This is a genomic window from Acidithiobacillus sp. AC3 (assembly GCF_050261095.1).
Taxonomy (GTDB): Bacteria; Pseudomonadota; Gammaproteobacteria; order Acidithiobacillales; family Acidithiobacillaceae; genus Igneacidithiobacillus; species Igneacidithiobacillus copahuensis.
In genome coordinates this window covers 1,948,388-1,970,390 of sequence record NZ_CP189838.1, presented here as the reverse complement: position 1 = coordinate 1,970,390, position 22,003 = coordinate 1,948,388, and the positions used below count along the sequence as shown (strand labels likewise).

Below are 22,003 nucleotides of genomic sequence, written 5' to 3'. Positions count from 1 at the left end.
TGTATTCAAGGTATCTACGTGGCTATTTCGTAGCTGGATGCAGCACCCATTGCTGCTGCGCCAATATGTTCATATTATGTATAGTACAAAATTTGCGCAAGAGATGACGAGATGAAAAAAGCCCAGCTTCCCCAGAAGCTATGCCCAGTGTGTAATCGGCCTTTTTCCTGGAGGAAGCGCTGGCGCAAGGACTGGGAGCAGGTCAAATACTGTTCTCAGGCATGCCGTAGTCAGAAACACAAGGAAGACAAAACATGAACGTGGATCGCCTGATTCTGATCCTGGGTGACCATCTCGACCCTCGCCATCCCGCATTGATGGACATGGATCCGGCTCGAGATCTCTGTGTCATGATCGAGGCGCACAGCGAGGCGGAGATTGTCTGGTCACACAAGCAGCGTATCGCACTGTTTCTGAGCGCCATGCGGCATTTCGCCGCCGAGTTGCAGGAGCGCGGACTGCCCCTGCTCTATCGCAGGCTTGAGCCTGGTCGGAGGATGTCGCTGACGCAGCAGCTCGATGAGATCCTGACAGAGCAGTGTCCCCGCGAGCTGGTCTGTGCTCGCCCCGGTACCTGGGCATTGCGCGAGGAAATCCGCAGTCTCTGCAGCAAATACGACGTGCAATTTCGCGAAATCGAAGATCACCGTTTTCTCTTCCCGCAGGAGGTCTTCGACAACTGGGCGGGCGGACGCAAACAGTACCGTATGGAGCTTTGGTACCGCCACGTACGCAGTCGCAGCGGCATCCTCATGGACGGTGACCAACCCCGCGGCGGGCGCTGGAATTACGACTCCGAAAATCGCAAGAGCTTCTCGCGTGCCGGGCCCGGATGGTTGCCGGAGCCCGTCCTCTTTCCCCCGGATACGATCACCGAGGAAATCTTCGCACTCGTAGAGCGGGAATTTCCGCAGCATCCCGGCGCTCTGCAGCATTTTTCCTGGCCGGTGACTGCGGCGCAGGCAGAGGAGGCGCTACAGGATTTTCTCCGCCATCGTCTACCCAGCTTTGGTGCGTTTCAGGACGCCACCTGGCCGGGTGAGGTCTGGCTCTATCATTCCCGTCTGTCGGCAGCGATGAATCTGGGATTGCTGGATCCACGCCGGGTGATCGCTGCGGCGATAGCCGAGCTGGATGCCGGAAAGGCGCCATTGGCGGCGGTAGAGGGCTTCGTGCGGCAGATCCTGGGTTGGCGCGAGTATGTGCGCGGGATCTACTGGCGCGAGATGCCTGGCTATCTGGAGAGCAATGCCCTGCGAGCCGCACAGCCGTTGCCGTCTTTCTACTGGACCGGTGACACGGAAATGGCGTGTCTGCGCGATGTGTTGCGCCGTACCCTGGACTTTGCTTACGCCCATCATATCGAGCGCCTGATGGTTACCGGCCTGTTCGCCTTGCTGCTTGGCGTGCGGCCCGTTGCGCTACACGAGTGGTATTTGGCCATTTATGTGGATGCCGTGGAGTGGGTGGAGTTGCCCAATGTTTTGGGCATGTCGCAGTACGCCGATGGCGGCATGCTGGCGTCCAAGCCGTATGTGGCCAGCGGCCAATATCTGCAGCGCATGGGTGGGCATTGCCAACGCTGCCCCTATCAGCCACAGCAGGCCGCCGGTGCGCAAGCCTGCCCCTTCTCCACGCTCTACTGGGATTTTTTGCAGCGCCACGCAACAAAGTTTGCGCAGCATCCTCGCACCGCCCTGCAATGGCGAAATCTGCAGCGAAAATCTGCGGCGGAGCTGGCCGAGATTCGCGTCCGGGCGGCGGAGCTGCGGGAGCGCTACACCCACGCTTGAGCGCCGGCGCTTTCCCCGGCTTCCACTGTCGCCGGCGCCTGTGCTATAAACCTGCCGAATCCGCAGGGGCAATGGCGTATGGCGAGTGGCATCCTGAGAGACGCTGGGAGTGGCGTGGAACAACTCTGGTTTCATCACCATGCGCCATCCGCGTCGGTGCTGGAAGCCTTGTTGCAGCAACTCGATCTGCCCGATGATCTTTTTGAAGAACTCCTGATCAGCGATCAGAGTCCGCGTTTGGAGCGGATTGGTTCGTTTCTCTTATTGGTGCTGCAATTTCCCTGGCGGGGCGACGACGATCCCGAGTCGCCCTGTGTGCTGCGCCCTTTTGCCCTGCTCTGGGGCGAGGACCGCCTGTGGACTTTTGCCGAGGTGGAATGGCCGTTTCTCGAGCAATGGAACGCGCGCAAGTTTGAAAACCCGCGGCAGACCCTGATCTGGATTCTGCAGATTCTGTCCTCCAGCTACCAGCACACGGTGGAGCGATTGCGGCAAGGGATCCTCGAGGTGGAAGTACGTCTCGACGAGACGCAGCGCACCGAGGACTTTTATGCCCTGCTGGCCCTGAGCAAGGCGCTGACCCAATTCTACGTGACCCTGGCGAGCAACATTGTTGCGATATTCAAGGTCTCGCGCAGTGCCGCCCTTGCCTGGCAAGACGAGGATCGCTCGGCCCTGAATCGTGCCATTGCTGATCTGCAGCATGCCCGGGATCGTGCCGAGATCAGTGCCAGCACTGCCAGTGACATGATGGATGCCTACGCCGGCATGGTGCAGATCAATATCAACCACGGGCTGAAGATCCTCACGGTGATGGCGCTGATCCTCTACGTACCGAGTCTGGTGGCCACGCTGTTTGGCGTGAACGTGCCACTTCTCGAGCAAAAGAGCCATTGGACTGCCTGGGTTGCAATTGGTACGGCCCTTCTCATTTCTACGCTGATGACCCTGCATTTCAAGCGACGAGGGTGGTTATGAAGACTTTGCGTGCAGCTCGTGTCATCGCCATTCGCGGCGAGGGACGCCGCACCTATCACTGGACCAGCGTGGTGGCGCCGGACAGCCAGCAGATAGCGCAATTGACCCAGCGCTTTCAGATTTATGAGGAATATTTTCAGGATGTTCAGGATCTTGACGAGCGCCCGCGTCTGGAAAAAGAGGCCAATAACACCCTGGTGATTCTGAAGGTTCCGGTGGCGCGAAGCGATCCCGATTCGGGCCGTCCCAGTTTTGCCGTGATTCCTTTGGGTATCGTGTTTGGCCGCGAAGAGATTCTTACCGTCAGTTCTGAGGAATTGCCGCTGCTGCGCGCCATCGAGCTACAGTTGCCGCAGGAAACCGACGAGCTCGATCCACGCTGGCTGACGGTAGAAGTGATTCAGCGCATGGCCCGGGCCTTTCTCGATGCCCTGCAGGTCATCAATGGCGAGATCGTGCACACGGAAGCGCGTTTGCATCACTCGCAGAGTAACGACGAATTCTTCAGCATGCTGAGCCTGAGCAAGATTCTGATCCGCTTCACCTCAGCCCTGCGCGGTAATATCTCCGTCTTGCAACAACTGCTGCGTCTACCCATCATTGCGCAGGACGAAGAAGACGCCGAAGATCTGGCCGACGCCCTCATCGATCTGCAACAAGCGCGGGACATGACGGAGGTCTATACCTCTACCATCACCAACATGATGGATGCCTACGGCGGCGTATTGCAGACCAACATCAGTAATACCCTCAAAGTCATTACCGGCTGGACGGTGATCATTGCCATCCCCGCCACCGTCGCCACGATTTACGGTATGAATGTACCACTACCCATACAGAACTGGCCCTACGCCTGGCCGGTCCTGATGGGCGGCGGGTTTCTTGTTTCCCTGTTCGCAGTGCTCTGGTTCCGGAGACGCCATTGGATCTGAACCCCTGGCTCTGGACCCGATGGCGCAGCCCTGCCGCCATGCCGGCGACAGCCCCCGCAACGGGTGCTTTCGTCATTGGTGTAGACCAGCGGGAGGGATGGCGTGGTTATGCAGCAGCCCTGGGTTTGCCAGCAGCCTGGTTTGCCTCATCGGACGCAGTCGTGACGCCTGGGAGTCTGGGGGGGCTACGTCTGGAACAGGCGGGCACCGGCGTCTGGCATCTCCATCTGCCTTATGTCTACGATTTCCAGGACACCGAGCGCGGGGAAGAGCGTTTGATGGAGTCTGTGCTGGGCGTGATCATCGGTCCCAGCGGCTTGTGGGTCGTGTCGCCCAGCGAAGGGCTGGACAACCTTTACCGGGAGCTGATCGAGATGAGCGACCCGGATAACCGCGAGCAGGCATTGCTGCGCCTGCTGCTGGTCGTGATCCATAGCCATGATCTCGGCGCGCAACGCATCGTCGCGCGCCTGAAGGAGCTGCGTGCCGACCTGCGCAAGTCGATGACCAACCGCGAGTTGCGCGAAATCGTCAAACTCAATCGCAGCATGGGTGATCTCGTGGTGTCATTGCGCGATGTTGGACATACCTTGCGTACCTGGTTGTGGGAACTGGAGGAAACGGATCCCCTGTTGCCCATCGTCGAAGAGCTGCAGGCAGAATTGCGGCGGGTGGAGGATGGCGTTACCCTGATCTGGGAGCGCTATACCTCGGTCACCAATTGCTACACCGGTATCGTGCAGAACAACTCGCACTCGGTCATGAAGGTCATGACCCTGTGGCTGGCGCTGCTGATGATCCCGATCGCCCTGATCATGCCCTTTCACATGGAAACCTATCTGCCCCTGGGACACTGGCATTTCACCTGGTATTTTCTGATCGCCTATGGTTTTGGGGCCTCGCTGCTTATGGCGTGGTGGGGACGCCGTCATGGTTTTTTCGATATCTAGGCGCCGCAGAGCATGCTGAAACGGGTAGAAGGCGCTTTTCTTACCGGCAATGGTCGCGCCCGCGACTGGCTGCAGTTGCTTGCCCCGAGCAAGGACGAGCTGGAACAGGCCGCCAATGGTCTTGGCGTGCCGGAGCCGTTTCTGCTCCGGCGCCTGGAGGACAAGCCTGCGCGCCCTTTTGTGCGGGAGAAGGGCTTCCTCGCGCTCCAGTTGACCGTCCCGCACCATCACGCCCCGCATTCCAGTACCTTCGACCTGTTGCCGCTGACGATTCTGCTGGTGCCAGGGTATCTGGTGACCTTGAGTCAGGAGCCCGTACGCTTTCTCGAAGATGTGCTCAACCCCGCCGCGCCGCGCAAGCGCTGGGAGTTAGTGCTTCAGATCATCCATGAAATCGCCCGCCGCTACGTGCGCATGTCTCGCGATGTTGGGCAGGAGTTGGGGCAGATCGAGAAGGAGCTGCGCCGCGCCCAGCGCGTCAATGTCATTTACAGTGCTTTGGAAGTGAACGACCGTTTGCTGGACCTCGATTTGGGTCTCTTGCAGCTGGAGCACCTTCTGGAGGAACTGCGTCCCTGGCTGCCCAAGGACTCTGCAGAGTTTCTGGAGTATTACGAAGACAGTCGCATCGAACTGCGCCAGGCGCGGGAGCAGGTCGATACCGAGCAGGAGACCATCAATAGTTTGCTCAACGCCTATACCTATGTGGTAAACAACAACGTCAACAACATCTTCAAATTCATGGCCGCCCTGATCATCCTCGCCACCATCCCGCTCTTCATCCCCGGTGCCGCCGCCATGAACGTGGACCTCGGTCCGCTCCCCGATTCCCATTCTGCCTTTTACCTCATCACCGGCGGCCTGATTCTGGTAGAGGTCACTACTGGCCTCATCTTCTATCGGATTGGCTGGCTGCGGTTGCGCTAATAGCTCAAGCCACAGTCTATTTTGTCTCCATCCCACTTTGGTTGCGGCACATACCGGTCTGCGTGATTCTGGTTGCATCACTTATTCCCTATGAGTTCTGATCTCTCAGCGGGCGCCCTGACTTTCAAGCTGGACATCACCCGCCCGCGCAAAGCCTAGCCTGTTTACGAGTCATCAGGCGAAGGGTGATGACGCCTGCCTCTTCCAGACCGCTAGCGACTGCTCCCCGACAGTGCGATGCCGCATTCTCAGCGTTGCGTAAAATGCAAATGAGGTGGACAAAAATTGCGCTTTTCTTGCAACGCTAATTTCGTATCATGGGCATGAGAGCAAGATTTGAATGAGATCTATTTTTTGGTGCAACGATGCACCATGTTAGTGCGCTCAGGAGACGAATTTCCTCCATCTTGCAGATAAATTTCTGGCACGCTGATTGCGTGTCGGTAACTCTAGGCACTGAGGCCTGCTGATACTAGGGAAGGGCAACATTATGACATTTGCATATATCGTCCATTTAGCAAACTACTCTGACGGGGTTCTGTACCTGTTGATGATTCTGCTTGCTATCGAACTGGCAGTGATTATTGATCGTTTCTGGTTTTTGCGAAACGCGATGGCCAAGGGTAGGAAAATTCTGTGGCTGGTGTCCAATCGCGGTAAACTCCGGCGTCCGGATCTTGAAGAACTCTCCGCGATGGCCAAGGGGTTGCCTGAGGAGTCGCTGATTGGCGTGGCTCTGCGCCACTTCAATCTGGTCCACCATTATGGCAGTGCTCGTGGCGAGGCCTTCGCCAACCGACTGGATGAAGCCATCTTCCTAACTACGCCAAGCCTGGACAAGCGGTTATGGGTACTGGACACGATCGTGACCCTCGCACCGTTGTTGGGTCTTTTCGGTACGATTCTGGGAATGTTTCACGCATTCAGTATCCTGGCCGCTCCTGGTCACGACGCGACCTCAGTGACGGGAGGCGTGGCGGATGCCTTGATCGCTACGGCTTCGGGTCTAGCGATTGCCATGATTGGTCTGATCAGCTTCAACGCCTTCAATAACTCCATTGATAAAACCATTTTCCAATTGGAGTCGCTCAAGGTGGTCTTGATGAACCGCCTCGATGGTGCGCCAGTTGTGCTCGAAGAATCAGAGGCGAGCTCTCCAAATGTGAAATCTACCCAGGTTGCGGTAAACGCGTAAGGAGGGTGTCCCATGCTACCTGTTCGTCGTCAACGCAAAAAAGGTCGGGTAGAAATCATCCCGATGATTGATGTGATGCTCTTCTTACTGGTGTTTTTCATCATGATCACCTTGCAGATGATCACCGATAAGGGGCTCAAATTGCAGCTTCCGAGTTCAAGCGAGGCGAAGGTCCTTCCGCATCCCCATTTTGTTCTGAATATTCTCAAGGATGGTGTGGTAGAGGTGAAAGGTAAGAAAATGGACTTGCAGGCCTTGACGGGTTTTCTCGCGACTGACGGCGATGTAACCCATACCCAGGTAACCATCGCTGCTGACAAGCTGGTGCCGTTCAAAGACTTTGTGCATGTGATGGATGCCTGTCAGAAGGCAGGGGTCACAGCGATCGGCATCGCCACCAAGGCGACTTAATCCGATACCACAAACCAATGGCTGGAGAGTTATACAAATGGCTAGCGCAGTCTTAAATACTGTGGTCCTACCACCAGATCCGGAACAGGGCAATCGACGTTTTGCGGCGGCCCTGGTTGCTGGAGTGATATTGGAAGTGGCACTGATCGGTGCGCTCGTCTGGTACGGCGAAACGCATCAGACAAAAGTGGTACCACCGCCCAAGAAGCATGTCATTGCGGTACAGATGGTGACGCTACCTCCGCCTCCGAAGGTTGTCCCGAAGCCGGTAGTGAAACCAACACCGCCCAAGCCCATGCCTCCGAAACCGGTCATTCATCATTCACCGCCACCGCCACCGACACCGCATCCGAAGATGGTCGTGCCACCGAAACCGGTGCCGACGCCACCCGCTCCACCGGTGAAAGTGGCGCCGCCACCTCCCAAGCCGGTTCCGGTACCCAAGCCGGTGACGCCACCACCGCCGCCCGCGCCACCACCAATGTCAGCGGCGGAAAAGGCGGATCTAATGGGACAATACGTCGCGGAGTTGCGTCCAATCATTCAAAACCAGCTGCATGTACCGGCAGAGTTGCGTGCAATGGGACTGTCAGGCACGGCAACGGTAGAATTTGAGGTTTCGCCCAGTGGTCAGGTGCTTTGGGCCAAAGTCATCAAACCGAGCCCGCTGGGGCCTGTGAACCGGGCGGCAGTGGCGGCAGTGAAGAGTGGGAATTTCCCCGCATTTTTGCAGAAGATGCCCAAGCAGAACACGGTGTTCGAGATCCCCATCGAAGTGGGGGCAGGCTCAAGCTCGTAAGGAATTTGGAGGTTACCCATGGCAGACGTTCACTCTCTCTCGCCCACGCTGGATACAGAAAGAACAGCTTCGCCACGCGGGGTGGGCTTGATTTGGTTGGCCGCCACGATGACGGCATCCACGCTGCCATTGGGTGCGCTCATCGTTGCGCTTTTCCCACGCGCCAATTTTTTGTGGGTGCTTTTCCTTGCTTCCTTATTCTTTGTCACGGTCGGAATCATCAGTTTGCCGGGGTTTCGCTGGGGAATTCCGACCATGGCGATATCTTCCAAACTATTCGGAGAAAGGTTCAATCGACTGATTTCTGTCAGCAACTGGTGTTCGCAGGTAGGCTGGCAGGCAGTCGTATTGGTGTTGGTGATATTTGTTTTGCGCAGTGTTCTCGAATATTTGCGAATTGCCCACGGCCCAATGGCATTGGGGTTGGCAATCTTGTTTGCTGTACTCGCTAATTTTGCGGTGCCGGTGATCGGCTACGCGGCTATTGTTCGCGTGCAGAGTCTCGCGTCGCTGGTGATGGGTGTATTTGCGTTTTATATCTTGTGGCGCTTACATGGCTTCGACTTGCTATGGTCCCGCTCCTTTGCAAGCCCTGAAACCTCCTGGCTGCAAACCTTCGCTGCACTGTCGTTAGCGCTGATGGGTGGGGCACTATCCTGGACAATGTTTGCCTCCGATTATTCGCGCTATCTAGGACGGAATAGTGCCCGTACGGCAGTCTTTTTCTGGCCCGCGCTGGGAGGTGCCGTGGGTGGGGCATTGATCTTGTCTCTAGCGATTGTGTTGTCGTTTTCCGGAGGGGTGAATCTCAGCTCTGGTGGCCTGACCCTGGCCGCCAAGGGGATGGACTCACCGGTCCTCTATTTGGCGTTCTGCGGCTTTGCAATCCTCGGATTATTGGCATCCAACTTCCTCAACTCCTACAGTTCAGCATTCAGTCTGGCGGTTACGCTGGGCCGTGATCTCAACCGCAAGATGGTGACAGTACTTGATGCCGGTTTGGCAACCCTGCTGGCATTCTATGTGCTATTTGTTTCCCCTTCCTTCTTCGACGCATTTCAGACATTTCTTGATCTTTTGATCATCGTCGCCGCCCCTTGGACGGGAATTGTGTGCATCGTTGTGTTGTTCCGGCAGAACGCTGCCGTACCGCAAAATCCGGCTGCGTCGACGCGCTGGCGGGTGATGATCCTGTTGCTGGGGATACTCTTGACGATTGTGTTTTCGAACAATCCTTTGTGGGAAGGATGGGGCGCATATCTTTTTGCAAACAACGATCTTTCTCCTCTTGTGGGTTTCGGTTTGGGGGCCACTTTGGAACTGGTGCACCAACTGCTATGCAAGTACGGTGAGATGGAGCGCCTTGGAAAAGTGGCAGCTACCGTTGCCGAGCATCAATGATGATGGCAGTCTCCGTGAAGTTGCACCGTGCGGCAATCCTTAACCCGCGGGGTCCCTCTTCTTGGGACTACTGGATGGATGGAGTCTGTGCTGTGCGCGATGGATTGGTGGTGGCTTGTGGCAGCGCCGCCACGGTTCTGGCCGAATTCCCGGGCGCCGATCTTGTCGAGCACGAAGGTGTTCTGATGCCTGGTTTCACCGATCTGCACTGCCACTGGGTGCAGCATGCCGTACGCGGGGCCTATAGCGGCGAGCTTTTACAGTGGCTGCAAGAATACATCTGGCCAGAGGAAGGTCGGTTTGCCGATGAAGAGCTGGCGCGGAAGCGGGCACGAACGTTCTATTCTGACATGCTTTCTGCTGGCACGGTCATGGGCCTGAGCTTTTCCAGCGTGCATCGCGCCGCGACGGAAATCGCCTTGCAAGAAATGCGTGGTGACTGGGTGATCGGTAATGCGTTGATGGCGGTAAATGCCCCAGCGTACCTGACGAGCCATAGTCAACACGCGCCAGAGGAAATGTCTGCATTGCTGGCGAGCGTCGTGACTGAGCACTATGCCGTTACGCCACGTTTTGCCCCCAACATGCGCATGCAAGATCTACAGGTGGCTGGCAAAATCGCACGTGCACAGAATCTTCTGGTGCAAACGCACCTTGCCGAGAGCCGAGCAGAAGTGCGGTGGGTTAGGGAGTTATTCCCAGCGGCGGAGAGTTACACCGATGTGTATGACCAGGCGGGATTGCTCGGAGAGAGGAGTGTCCTTGCGCATTGTATCGAGATGACCGACGCCGAATGGGCCTGTCTTGCCGATCGCGGTGCGTGGGTTGCACATTGTCCGAGCAGTAACGAGGCCTTAGGAAACGCTAGGATGCCGCTGGAAACACTGCGTAGGTACAACATCCCCTGGGCTCTTGGGTCAGACATTGGTGCCGGTCCCAGTCATAGTATGCTGCATGTGTTGCAGCGGTTTTTCTCCATTCACGGCAGTGCCGGTGTCGAAGTATCCGCCGCCGAGGGCTTGTATCGCGCGACCTTCGCAGGAGCCATGGCGATGGGTAGAGCCGCGCGGGCGGGTAATTTACTGCCTGGGAAACGTGCGGATTTTGTTCTGATGCCGGGGAAGCCAAAACCCACCGATCTTGACGGATGGTTTCGTGATCTTTGCCAGGGTGAGGCCGAAGAACTGGAAACGCGGCCCCAGGAAACATGGTTGGCAGGAATGAGAGTAAATTGATTGGGAGCTTCATGAATACGCAAGAAAAGAAGAAATTGGCGGGAATGCCCAAAGTGGAATTGCATCTTCATCTGGAAGGCACGCTTGAGCCAGAGATGTTGCTCAATTTGGCGGAGAACAACAGTGTCTCTCTACCATACAGGAATGTGGACGCTATTCGCGCGGCATATCGCTTTGCGGATCTGCAAAGTTTTCTCAACCTGTATTATCTTGCTACCCAATGCTTGCGAAAAGAGCAGGACTTTTATTCGTTGACGCTTGCCTACCTACGTCATTGTCGTGATGAAAACATTGCGTACACGGAAATGTTTTTTGATCCACAGACACATCTCGAGCATGGCGTACCACTGACAGTCGTTATGGCAGGAATCTCTGCTGCACAGAAAGAAGCAGAGCGAGAGTGGGGAGTGCTATCGGGTCTGATTCTCTGTTTTGAGCGTGATCGTCCGGCAGAGGGCACAATTGCTCTACTGGAGGAAGCGGAAAGAATCGGGGGGATCATCGGTGTAGGACTGGATTCTGCCGAACGAGATCATCCGCCGGGAAAATTTCAGGAAACATTTGCAGTTGCCCGTGCACTGGGTTTGCATCGGGTGGCGCATGCGGGTGAGGAGGGGCCCCCAGAATATATTACGGACGCATTGGATACGCTCTTTGTAGAACGCATCGACCATGGAGTGCGCGCTATCGAATCGCCGGAGTTGTTACGGCGTCTGCGCGAGGAGCAAATTCCACTGACCGTGTGTCCATTTTCCAATGTTTCATTGGGAGGTTTCGGTAGTCTGCAACAACACAATGTCGGTCGGCTGTTGGATGCCGGCCTGAAAGTGACCATAAACTCTGATGACCCGGCGTATTTTGGAGGGTATCTCACCGAAAATATTATCGCCACCTGGGAGGCTTTGGGGCTGTCCTTTGAGCAAGCTGTCCAGGTTCAGGTAAATGCGATTGAGGGTTCTTTTGCAGAGGAACAGAAAAAACGGGATATGCTCCAGAATCTCATGTCCTATTTGGATCAGCATTGATGAGAAAGGATAAATAAATGCAAATCAAAGGAGTTGTTGTTGGGTTTTGTGCGCTCGCTAGCGTGATGCTCTCGGCGCCGGTATCCGCAAGTGTGGATAGTCGGTACACGCCGAAAGTTATCGTATTGACTGCCTTTCCCCCGGAGTGGCACGCCTGGAGCACGGAAAAGTCTTATCAGGTCAAGAAGATGATGATTACCGGTTTGATCCGGCCGCTGATTTGCGATACCCATAGGGTATGTGTTACGGAAACTGGCGAAGGAGAGATCAACGCTGCGGTATCTGTGGCCAGCATAATCAAGGACACTCAGCTGGATTTGCGCAAGACCATATTTGTTCGCAGTGGTATCGCTGGAGGCGTCGATCAGGCAGATTCTCCTCTTGGCAGTGTTTATATCAATGATTGGGTGATTTCCTGGGCTTTCGGGCATCACTATCTCTCCGACAAGAAAGCCCTGGCGTGGGCACCGCCAGGCTGCAACGATTATGCCAAAGATTTCGAGCATCCAACAGACTGCGCGAATTACGCGCAAAATGGCATGGAGAACTTGGCATACCGGATCAATCCACGGCTTCTCTCCCTCGCCGAAAAGGCAGCACAAACAGTGAAACTTGAGAATGATTCTGCGGCGATTTCATTGGATGATAAATTTCACTTGCAAAAACAACCACGGGTCTTGGTCGGCGCGACGATTACCGGCGATGATTTCTGGATTGGTAAGCAAGATCAGGAAATAGCGCAGAAAATTGTTAAGCTATACACCCAGGGCACAGGACATTATACGAATACTGCGATGGAGGATTTGGGCGACATTGCGGCATTGTCTCGGTTTGGGTTAGCGAATCACTATTTGTCCATTCGTGGCATTTCTGATATTGATGTTCCGCCACCGGGTGAAACCGAGGAAAGCATTTGGGCAAAAGGCGATCTCTACGCCGGAGAGCTGGCCGAGAAGAACGCAGTTCTCGTCACAAAAGCGGTCATCCAGGAAATTCTGGCAACGAAAGATTGAGTTATGTCCTCGTTTTTGCGCCTTGCAAGGGATCTTGGGCGGGGTATTGCGAACAGGAAAGATGCGCTTTATGCGGGAGGTATCATGGGAAGTATGGAACAGAATATCGTGAATGTCCCTCTGATAGATGCCGATCAAGAATCCTTGCGGGATTATGGCGTCATGATCTCAGAAGAAGTCTACTCTCCAGGCTTGGCCATTCCGTTTTACCGGGGGAGTGTAGAAGAGGGGCAAAACCTTGACTTTGTCTACACCGGGAAGGCGGTGGTACGAACTGCTCGGATTTCTCATCGCAGTCCGGTTGTTACGTGGCTGGAGCGCCACCTACATATGAGCCAGATTTTCGTCGGCTTGGGCAGTTCACCGTTTGTCATGGTGCTGGCTAAACCAAACCATCTTGCTGGGGGATATGTCCCAGATTTGGCAGATGTGATGGCATTTCGCATTCCTGCAGGTCATGGGGTCATGATTCACCCGGGTACTTGGCATGATTTCCCCATGGCTTTTGACGGTAAACCGGTGACCGTGCTCACCATGAATTCCGACGAGGTGGTCACAGCCCTCGCATCAGCCAAGGCGGCCGATGAGATGGACGCTGGGGACGTCTACAAGATCGATATTGAGCGACGCACCGGAAAGGTGCTGCGGGTACCTTTCTGAGGGGCAACGATGCGTACTCGGGTTTTTCGTTTTTTTCCTGCAAACCCAGGCGACGTGAGCGGTCTCGCTGAGGCAATCGCTACCGGGGTGGTGCAGGCCGAACAGATCGTTGCAATCCTCGGTAAGACCGAAGGCAACGGTGCGATCAACGATTTTAGTCGTGGACTGGCCATCATGTCCTTCGGTCGCTTGCTGGGCCCCTTGTTGGGCTGTGCTCCAGAGCAGGTCGAGGATCGCATCGTTCTCTCCTTCTCGGGCGGTACGGAGGGGGTAACCTGTCCGCATTATCTGGTCTTTGCGATCGATGATGCAGATGGCCATACGGAGGATCGCGGCCTTGCCCTGGCGGTGGGATACACCCGTTCTTTTGCGCCAGAGGAGAGCGGGCGTCTGCCGATGATTCTGGAAACCGCGCGGGTTGTTGGAACGTTACAAAGACATCTTGCGGTCGACAGTGGCGATGTACATCTAGTGCAGGTCAAGGCCGCCATCCCCCCAGTACCTGCCGACCCAGGGCGGGCACATGCGCGTGAGTGGCGTTGCGACATGGCCTGGTCTCGGGGTGCTTCGGCGCTTGGTGTGGCATTGGCCTTGGGAGAAGTTTCCGCTGCCAGATTGCACGACGATATGATCAATCGCGATTGGAGTCTATATTCCACCCGTGCCAGCGTCTCGGCCAAGCCAGGACTTCTGCGCTCAGAGATTTGTGTCTTTGCGAATGCCCGAGGATGGGCTGGCGAATTCCAGATCGTGCACGACGTAATGCAGGATATTCTGGATGTCGCTGCGATCCACCGGGTGCTCCATAAAATGGGACTTCGACCGGTAGATGGCCAGTTGCCCCAAGAGGAGTCGAGGCGTATTTATGGTGCATTTGCGAAGTCCGACGCTGATCCGCGGGGTCATGTGCGTGGGCGCCGGCACACGATGTGGACAGACGGTGACATCTCGGATATGCGTCATTCTCGATCTGTGATTTCCAGTTTGCTTTCGGCGGTGCTTGGGGAATCTGCGGTCTACGTTTCCACCCGTGCCGAGCACCAAGGTCCCCTTGGGGGCGGGCCGGTGGCGATCATCGCAAGAAATGTTTCAGAGGGATCTGCTGCCGCGAATGGAGCTTCTGCAGCGACTGAATATGAAGGAGATATGAAATGCCCTTAACGCAAAACAGCTCAGAGGAACTAGCCCAGTATCTCACTGCCGTAAGTGCCATTGTCGGACTGTCGATTGCTCCAGAGTATGCCTCTGGGGTCAAGAGATATTTGCAGATCTCCCTGCGGATGGCGGCAACATTGGAGGGAGTGCCGTTGCACACAGAGGATGATTTCGCCCCCGTTTTTCATGCTCAGTAGGAGAGTGCGTATGACCTGGATGAGCGCTGTGGAAATCGCCGAAAAAGTTCGTTCCGGTTCCTTGCGGGCAATGGACGTCACTGAGCAGACCATTGCTGAGATCGCCGCACGAAATCCCCTGCTCAATGCCTTTACCCTGGTGACAGCGGAGCGGGCGCGGCGGGAGGCGGCACGCGTTGATCGGCTGCGAGAGGAGGGCGAAGATCCCGGGTGCCTTGCTGGGGTGCCTTTTGCGGTAAAAAACCTATTCGATATCAAAGGGGAAGTGACGCTAGCGGGATCGAAGATCAATCGCGATCTGCCGCCCGCACAGCAGGATGCCATTCTGATACAGCGATTGACTGCTGCTGGAGCGATCCTGGTCGGCGCCCTGAATATGGGAGAGTATGCCTATGATTTTACGGGGGAAAATCTGCATTATGGCGCCTCGCGCAATCCCCATGACCCGCAGCGTATGAGTGGTGGATCCAGCGGCGGTAGCGGTGCCGCTGTTGCTGGCGGTCTGGTGCCAATCGCATTGGGATCCGATACCAATGGCTCAATCCGCGTGCCCGCATCCCTTTGCGGGATCTTTGGTTTCAAGCCCACCTACGGTCGCCTGTCTCGCGCTGGAACCTTTCCGTTTTGCTCCAGTCTTGACCATGTGGGCCCCCTGGCCCGCAGTGCGAAGGATTTGGCGCTGGCCTACGACGTGATGCAGGGCCATGATGATGTCGATCCGGGCCTAAGCCCACGCCCGGTGGAGCCCACTGGTAGCTTGTCTGCGGAGCTGGATCCCAGCCTGCGCATCGCCACACTCGGCGGTTATTTCGCGAAGCAGGGTACTGCAGCGTCGCAGCAGGCCTTGCAGCGGGTGGCTGAGGTCTTGAAAATCACACAGGAACTGGAACTCCCGGAAGTCGCTGAGGCACGTGCCGCGGCCTATGTGATTACCAACGCTGAAAGTAGTGCCTTGCATTTACCCAACTTGCGTCAACGTGCCGCGGATTATGATCCGGATGTGCGTGATCGGATGCTGGCTGGTGCTCTGCTGCCTGCGGTCGCCTATTTGCAGGCACAACGGGTCCGTGCGCGTTTTCAGAGGCAAGTCGCGGAAATATTTCGTCGCTTCGACGTGCTTCTCGCACCGGCTACGCCAATGACTGCGCCAGCCATTGGGCAAAAAACGATGGCGCTCGATGGCGAAGAAATGCTCGTACGACCGCATCTTGGCCTCTACACGCAGCCGTTTTCCTTTATTGGCCTGCCGGTGGTGACCGTACCGGTACAATTGCCAGACTCGTTACCCATTGGTGTGCAGATCATTGCTGCACCATGGCAGGAGGCCAAGGCCCTGCATGTGGCGCGAGTTCTAGAAGCGCGTGGTTTTCGTAATGCAATTCCGCAAAGCTAAGGAGAACAGTCATGCAAACACCAAAAATCAACCTGCCCGCTGTACATGCCGAGGTCTGCGCGGTCTTTGAACGCTATGAAAAGGCGCTGGTAGAAAACGACGTCGACGTTCTCGATGAATTGTTTTGGAACTCGGAATACACCTTGCGCTACGGTGTGGCAGAAAATCTCTATGGATATTCAGAAATTGCCAAGTTTCGGGCCAGTCGTCCTGGTCAATCGTTGCAGCGACGTCTGGTAAATACCGTCATTACTACTTATGGAGAGGATTTTGCTACCGCCAACACCGAGTTTTTGCGCGATACTGTCCATGGGCGGCAAAGTCAGACCTGGATGCGAACCCCGGAAGGGTGGCGAGTCGTTGCTGCACATGTGAGTCTGATGCCCAAGCCGCAATGATTATCATCGCGACCACCCCCACAGTCCCGCAGCGCGGACGCAGTCGCACTTTGGAGCGAAGGTGATACTGTTTACGTGGGCCGGGAGGTGGAGCGGATGACTCTCGCGACGGAAAGTAGCCGCGGGCTGGTTACGGCTCCCCATGCCTTGGCGGCAGACGTCGGAGCCAGGCTTCTGGCGTGCGGCGCTAACGCCATCGAGGCGGCAATTGCCGTATCCGCTGCCCTGTCGGTGGTCTATCCGCATATGACCGGCCTGGGTGGGGATGCTTTCTGGCTGATCTCCGATGGCCGGGAGTCTTCCGTACGCGGGCTGGCGGCCGCAGGTCAGGCGGGGCGTGCCTATCACGCAGATATCTTTCGTGCGCGTGGCCTATCGCAGATCCCCTTTCGCGGGGCGCTGTCGGCCATGATCGTGCCTGGGATGCTGCGTGGCTGGGAGGCAGCACATTCCTTCTCCGCCGCCACTTGGGGGGGTACGATGGGCTGGAGTGAGCTGCTCACTCCAGCCTACGAACTTGCTGCTGGCGGTTTCCCATTGAGCGGCAATCAAGACCGAACCTTGCGTCACTATCTGTGTGCCCTCGAGGGTGATGTGGAATTCTGTGCGCAATATCTGCCCCAGGGAAGGTTACCGGTGGCCGGGGAAACTTTTCGTCAACCGGCTTTGGCGCGCACATTCGGTCGTCTGCTCGACGAAGGGGTGGGTAGCTTCTACAGTGGAGACTTGGCCGAAGAGATGGTAACCAGCCTGCAGGCCAAGGGCAGTTTGCTGCAGTTGGCAGATTTAGAAAGCTGTCTTGCGGAGTGGGTAACGCCGCTGCAGTTGCCGTTTGCAGGCGGGACGGTCTTCAACCTCCCGCCACCGAGTCAGGGCATGGCTTCGCTGATGATTGCCGGCATCATGGAGCGGCTGGGGTTGGCAGATGCGGATCCCCTCGGCGCAGAATTGGTGCATGGTGCCGTTGCGGCAACAAGGCGGGTATTTCCTTGGCGGGATCGCGTCGTCCACGACCCACGACGCGCATCCAATCATTCCCTCAACGATCTGCTGTTTGGGGAATTTCTCGATCAGCAAGCGGACGAGATTCGCTCCGAAATGGTCGGGGTGGCGAATCGTTGGCAATCTGCGCTAGGCGATACGACTTGGTTTGCCGTTGCCGACGGTGCGGGACGGGTAGTGAGTGTTATCCAGAGTTTGTACCACGAGTTCGGCAGTGGGGTCGTGGCGGGCTCCTCCGGCGTACTGTGGAACAATCGAGGATGTGCCTTTACCTTGGAACCCAAGGATCCACGCGGCTTGCTACCGGGAATGCGGCCCTTCCACACCCTCAACCCAGCACTTTTTGGACGCGACGGAGCCATACAGATGGCCTATGGCAGCATGGGTGGGGACGGACAGCCACAAACCCAGGCGGCGTTGCTCTTTCGCCATCTGTGTCATGGTCTGGATCCAGCAACAGCGGTGGATGCGCCGCGTTGGCTGTTGGGCCGTACCTGGGGTGACCCAGTCACCGCTCTGCGCCTGGAATCGCGCTATGAGCAACGGGTCAGAGAGCGTCTGGAGCGTTGGGGACACACCCTGCAGGTCGTACCGGCGTATAGCGATTTGATGGGACATGCAGGTATCCTGCGCGCCCTGCCCAACGGCAACTGGATTGGAGCCAGCGATCCACGCAGCGATGGTGGCGTCGCTGGGCCTGACTCAAGCTAATTCCTCTTTTGCGATCTGCATGTTCTCCATCTCCTGAATTACCAGATTGGAGAATTGGGCTGCTGCAACGGATAATCCGCGGTTGCGCAGTTGCGCGCAGATGATGGGTACCGGGCGAAATTCGCGGGCGTTGATCGGTCGATAGACAAGAGAGTGTTTATCTGCCGGCTGTTGTTCGCCGGTGTACAGCATAAAGCCAATTTGATCACTGTCCTGGAGAAGGCCGCGCATCACCTCATAGGAGTTGGTTTCCGCACCGATTTTAACGTCCCGCCCCAGGGGGCGCAGAGCAGCGTCCAGCATCTCCCGGGTCGTCAACCCCGTAGACGGGAGCAGGAGCGGATATTGCAGGCAGTCACTTAGGCGTAGCACAGGCGAGCTGGACAAGGGGTGATCCTTGTCCATGACGGCGAGAAGCGACTGGTTTACCACGGCGAGATCAAAAACGTCAGGGTGCTTGGGCGGTGCGATGATAATGGCAAGATCGACATCAAAACTCAGCAGATATTGCAACGCCAGTCCGTGCCGCGCGACCTTGATGACAAAAGAGATGCCGGGATGCTGCTCGCGAAATTTCCGTACGAGGCTAGGGGTGAAATTGCTGGCCAGAGCGGGGCTGACAGCAATTGCAACCTGCCCCTGTTGCATGCCTTGCAAGCGATCGATTTCTGACTGGACACGCTGACTCTCGGCAATGTGACGCCGGATGTAGTTGACGTAAATTTCTCCTGCCGAAGTCAGCCGCATGCCGCGCGCGTGGCGCTCAAAGATCCTTGTGCCGAGTTCCTCTTCCAGGTCTTGTAGGCGACGATCCAAGGCAGACGCTGTCACGTAGAGCTTTTCCGCAGCCCGCCGCACGGATCCCTCGCGGACGATCGCATCAATATATTGGAATAGGCGCAAATGACGCATGGAACCTCCGTCCACTAATTTGCAACGCAATTCATGAAAAGTACCAGCTTATTGGATACCTGGCTAGCCGCTATGCAGAGCTGGCGTAAAGGTCCTCTGCTGTATGGAAAGATGGCAAGCTCACGGTCACCATGCCGCGCCTGGCGAGCTCGCAGCCGATTCGGTAGCGTTGCGGAAAACTCAACATATAGTAAATAAATTAGCGATTTAATAGATCGATATAATCCTGCACTATTTTGGCTCGACGCCATTCGTTTAAGGATTTGAAGAGAGTCACACGCCATGCATCGTGAACCATTATAGTGCAGATCGTGATCCATACGCCGCATCAACTGGCTACCGGGCTGAAATCGCCTTGGCATATTCCTTGCTGTGAATATGGTTAAGAAGGCCGCTGCTACATCAACAGGAGATTGCTATGAGTGCAGTTAGAAACAACCAGATCAGATCGGCTCTTTTCGCCGCCGTCGCGGCAATGGCCTGCGGGGCTCCGCTGGCGACGCACGCAGCGGATGCAGATAAATCGTCCGCGAATAAGGTCTATAAGATCGAGAAAATAAAAAAGAATCTTTTGCGCATGGTTGACAAGGCCGCTCTGACGCATGTCAAACCGGTATATGGGGCAGAGACTGCTCTGATCCCCAAAGAGTTCATCAAGGGCCAAGAGTCCACTCAGAATGCCTCAACGATTCTGAGTTTTGTGCCGGGAATCAACGCCACCAGTACCAATCCTATCGGTGTCAAAACGCATATCTCCGTGCGCGGATTCTCGCAAACACAGGTGGGCTACACCTTCGATGATTTGCCTATTGCCGATTTGTTCAATGGTGGTCTGTCTGGCGGTAACAACAACTATGCAGACCTGACCAATCTCGTTCCCATCACTCTTGGAGAAACCTCGGGCATTCGCGTTACCTATGGCACTCCTGCGCCTGATATCAATTCGGTGGGGGCAATCGGCGGCAACATTGACTATCTGCCGCGTATGCCTGGTAAGGAGATGTACGCTACCGTTTTCGGCGGCTATGGTTCCTTCGCAACGCTGAATTATGGAGTCGAAGCAAATACCGGAGAAAATGCAGGATATGGAAACCTATTTGCGCGTTTCTCATCGCGGCAGACCGATGGCTATCTTCAGGGAGCCCACGACCGGCAGTATTCCTATTATGCAGCCTATGATTTGCCGGAAATCTCACCCACATCAAAATGGTCGCTGATCTTCCTTTTGAATAAAAATCAGGGGGCAACTCCAGCGCGAATGCCAACGGCGGTGCTCGACCAATATGGGCGATATTACCAATGGCCGAGCAATTTTACTTATTCCAACAGCAAGACGGAACACATGATGGCCGTGTTGCAGAACAAGACCTTGCTTTCCGAAGATACCGTTCTTGGCGTAAAGGCATTCTATGCCTACTCGAATTCCGATCGACTGGAGTATGTCGATCCCAGTTCCAATTCGCCTTACAACAGTTTTGTTACCTTTTATCTCAACCCGCCGATGACGGTGTGCCAGTATTCCGGGAATGACTTCATGGGTAACGATTCCGCTGCTTGCCAGGCACAAACCATCAATGGCGACAACTACCACAGCTATACGTATCAGACAAATACCTTTGGTTTGAACCCATCGGTGCATTGGTTTCAGCACTATGTTGATTTGAAGGCGGGTGGCTTGGCCATGGTGTCCACCTATGACTCTCAGGATTTTGTGTATGGCAGTCCAGATGTCCCGAAGATTTCTGGGTACAATGACCTATGGGACGAGCACGGCTGGCGTATGTACAGCAAAGTGTATGCCCAAGCCAAGATCAAACCCGTTTCCTCGGTAGCGATCACGCCCGGGCTGAAGTATGAGACGATGTATACTCATCTCAATGACGTACCCGGATACTACTATTCCGTTGGTGCCAATAGCGGGCGAAGCTATAGCGAACTCAGTCCCTACGTGGGAATTGAATATCAACCGATACCCTCGGTGAAGCTATTCGCGGATTACGCGGTGGGTTACAAATATCCGAACATCACTGCATTTTATTCGGCGGATAGCAACGCGACGACCACCAGTCCATCGACTCCGGTAACCATCAAGCCGGAGCGGGTAAATACCTACCAGTTTGGTGCGCAGTATCATCATGGACCAGTCGATGTGAGTCTTTCATTCTACCGATCCGATTTCGTGCATACCTTTAGTTCGTATTACGATACTACCACCGGCCTGACCTATGAATATAACATTGGTTCTTCGCAATATCAGGGAATCAATCTTGCCACCCAAATTGCTCTCGATCGATATCTTTCCTTGTATGGGAATTATTCCTTGCAAAATGCCGAGTACACTAGCAATTCTTCCAGTCAGTATGGTGTGGCAACCAGTATAGGTCAGCCTCGTCCAAACACCCCAACGTATCTTGCGGGCCTGGGTATTTTGGCTCACTATGAGGGTACCAAAGGGCGTTTATACGCGAACTTGGTGGGCCCCCAATACATCGAGGCCAGCACTGGCGCGCCTACCAGTCTGAGTATGCCAGCCTACGCGACCATGAGCTTCAATTTATCCCACGAATTTCCCGTACACGAAGACGGTATTGATGACATCACCCTCAGCTTGACGGGGGTGAACCTGCTGAATTCCGATGCCTATGTCATGGAAAAACAGTTCGCTTACGTCAATGGTTACAGCGGCAACTATCTGGAGGCAGAGCCAATGATGCCGCGCTCATTTTTCGGGACGGTTCAAGTGCGCTTCTAGTAAGACTCTTCCGCGACTCCGCCCAGGTGGTGATGATCGCCTCTCGGGCGGACGAGAACATCGAAGTCTCCTGATGGTCTGCACCTGCGCGCCGCATGATGCAGTACCCAGCAGCTAGCCGTAATGTTTTTGAAGAAGCTCAGGCGGAATAAAAACGCAGATCC

Annotated in this window: 21 protein-coding genes; 20 read left to right on the top strand and 1 reads right to left on the bottom strand. The window is 55.7% G+C overall.

Translation table 11 applies throughout. The annotated features are described in order from the left end of the window. The first annotated feature begins 111 nt into the window (after positions 1–111). The 19 genes from ACQAYK_RS09890 to ACQAYK_RS09800 all read left to right on the top strand — a co-directional run bounded on the left by ACQAYK_RS09890 (position 112) and on the right by ACQAYK_RS09800 (position 18,175). Entirely contained in the window at positions 112–258 is a 147-nt protein-coding gene (locus tag ACQAYK_RS09890) for a DUF2256 domain-containing protein (protein WP_215870732.1), read from the top strand. Next, entirely contained in the window at positions 255–1,793 is a 1,539-nt protein-coding gene (locus ACQAYK_RS09885; protein WP_215870733.1) for a cryptochrome/photolyase family protein, read from the top strand. Before ACQAYK_RS09890 ends, ACQAYK_RS09885 begins: the two co-directional genes overlap by 4 nt. 78 nt (positions 1,794–1,871) lie before the next feature. Then, positions 1,872–2,771 (top strand): magnesium transporter CorA family protein, encoded by a 900-nt coding sequence (locus ACQAYK_RS09880; RefSeq protein ID WP_215870734.1) that lies wholly within the window; start codon positions 1,872–1,874, stop codon positions 2,769–2,771. Next, entirely contained in the window at positions 2,768–3,703 is a 936-nt protein-coding gene (locus ACQAYK_RS09875; RefSeq protein ID WP_215870735.1) for a magnesium transporter CorA family protein, read from the top strand. Before ACQAYK_RS09880 ends, ACQAYK_RS09875 begins: the two co-directional genes overlap by 4 nt. Beyond that, on the top strand, positions 3,694–4,653 hold the full coding sequence (locus ACQAYK_RS09870; protein ID WP_215870736.1) for a CorA family divalent cation transporter: 960 nt from the start codon (positions 3,694–3,696) through the stop codon (positions 4,651–4,653). Before ACQAYK_RS09875 ends, ACQAYK_RS09870 begins: the two co-directional genes overlap by 10 nt. A gap of 12 nt (positions 4,654–4,665) precedes the next feature. After that, positions 4,666–5,580, top strand: coding sequence for a CorA family divalent cation transporter (locus tag ACQAYK_RS09865; RefSeq protein ID WP_215870737.1), 915 nt, complete (start codon positions 4,666–4,668; stop codon positions 5,578–5,580). Between the two features lie 490 nt (positions 5,581–6,070). After that, the gene (locus ACQAYK_RS09860) at positions 6,071–6,775 is read left to right on the top strand and encodes a MotA/TolQ/ExbB proton channel family protein (RefSeq protein ID WP_215870738.1); all 705 of its coding nucleotides are present in this window, start codon (positions 6,071–6,073) and stop codon (positions 6,773–6,775) included. Positions 6,776–6,787: 12 nt separating this feature from the next. Continuing rightward, positions 6,788–7,186, top strand: a complete 399-nt coding sequence (locus tag ACQAYK_RS09855; protein WP_215870739.1) for an ExbD/TolR family protein — start codon at positions 6,788–6,790, stop codon at positions 7,184–7,186. A 37-nt stretch (positions 7,187–7,223) separates the two neighbouring features. Further along, positions 7,224–7,985, top strand: a complete 762-nt coding sequence (locus ACQAYK_RS09850; protein ID WP_215870740.1) for an energy transducer TonB — start codon at positions 7,224–7,226, stop codon at positions 7,983–7,985. An 18-nt stretch (positions 7,986–8,003) separates the two neighbouring features. Further along, positions 8,004–9,386, top strand: a complete 1,383-nt coding sequence (locus ACQAYK_RS09845; protein ID WP_215870741.1) for a purine-cytosine permease family protein — start codon at positions 8,004–8,006, stop codon at positions 9,384–9,386. A 74-nt stretch (positions 9,387–9,460) separates the two neighbouring features. Continuing rightward, on the top strand, positions 9,461–10,621 hold the full coding sequence (locus tag ACQAYK_RS09840; protein WP_226830526.1) for an amidohydrolase family protein: 1,161 nt from the start codon (positions 9,461–9,463) through the stop codon (positions 10,619–10,621). Positions 10,622–10,632: 11 nt separating this feature from the next. Further along, positions 10,633–11,646, top strand: a complete 1,014-nt coding sequence (locus tag ACQAYK_RS09835) for an adenosine deaminase (protein WP_215870742.1) — start codon at positions 10,633–10,635, stop codon at positions 11,644–11,646. 17 nt (positions 11,647–11,663) lie between these two features. Beyond that, on the top strand, positions 11,664–12,659 hold the full coding sequence (locus tag ACQAYK_RS09830) for a phosphorylase family protein (RefSeq protein ID WP_215870743.1): 996 nt from the start codon (positions 11,664–11,666) through the stop codon (positions 12,657–12,659). Positions 12,660–12,743: 84 nt separating this feature from the next. Next, on the top strand, positions 12,744–13,319 hold the full coding sequence (locus ACQAYK_RS09825; protein WP_215870744.1) for an ureidoglycolate lyase: 576 nt from the start codon (positions 12,744–12,746) through the stop codon (positions 13,317–13,319). A gap of 9 nt (positions 13,320–13,328) precedes the next feature. Further along, positions 13,329–14,480, top strand: a complete 1,152-nt coding sequence (gene atzD, locus ACQAYK_RS09820) for a cyanuric acid amidohydrolase (protein ID WP_215870745.1) — start codon at positions 13,329–13,331, stop codon at positions 14,478–14,480. Continuing rightward, on the top strand, positions 14,471–14,671 hold the full coding sequence (locus tag ACQAYK_RS09815; RefSeq protein WP_215870746.1) for a DUF4089 domain-containing protein: 201 nt from the start codon (positions 14,471–14,473) through the stop codon (positions 14,669–14,671). Before atzD ends, ACQAYK_RS09815 begins: the two co-directional genes overlap by 10 nt. Positions 14,672–14,681: 10 nt before the next feature. Then, positions 14,682–16,064, top strand: coding sequence for an AtzE family amidohydrolase (locus tag ACQAYK_RS09810; protein ID WP_215870747.1), 1,383 nt, complete (start codon positions 14,682–14,684; stop codon positions 16,062–16,064). An 11-nt stretch (positions 16,065–16,075) separates the two neighbouring features. Then, a complete protein-coding gene (gene hpxZ, locus ACQAYK_RS09805; RefSeq protein WP_215870748.1) occupies positions 16,076–16,462 on the top strand; it encodes an oxalurate catabolism protein HpxZ in 387 nt (128 codons plus the stop codon). A gap of 96 nt (positions 16,463–16,558) precedes the next feature. After that, positions 16,559–18,175, top strand: a complete 1,617-nt coding sequence (locus ACQAYK_RS09800; RefSeq protein ID WP_215870749.1) for a gamma-glutamyltransferase family protein — start codon at positions 16,559–16,561, stop codon at positions 18,173–18,175. On the opposite strand, the gene ACQAYK_RS09795 is transcribed toward ACQAYK_RS09800, so the two are convergent. Continuing rightward, complete coding sequence (locus ACQAYK_RS09795; protein WP_215870750.1) at positions 18,167–19,087, bottom strand: LysR family transcriptional regulator; 921 nt, start codon at positions 19,085–19,087, stop codon at positions 18,167–18,169. The genes ACQAYK_RS09800 and ACQAYK_RS09795 overlap by 9 nt on opposite strands. A 418-nt stretch (positions 19,088–19,505) precedes the next feature. Between ACQAYK_RS09795 and ACQAYK_RS09790 the strand changes: the two genes are divergently transcribed. Then, positions 19,506–21,839, top strand: a complete 2,334-nt coding sequence (locus ACQAYK_RS09790) for a TonB-dependent receptor (protein WP_226827479.1) — start codon at positions 19,506–19,508, stop codon at positions 21,837–21,839. Positions 21,840–22,003 lie beyond the last annotated feature (164 nt).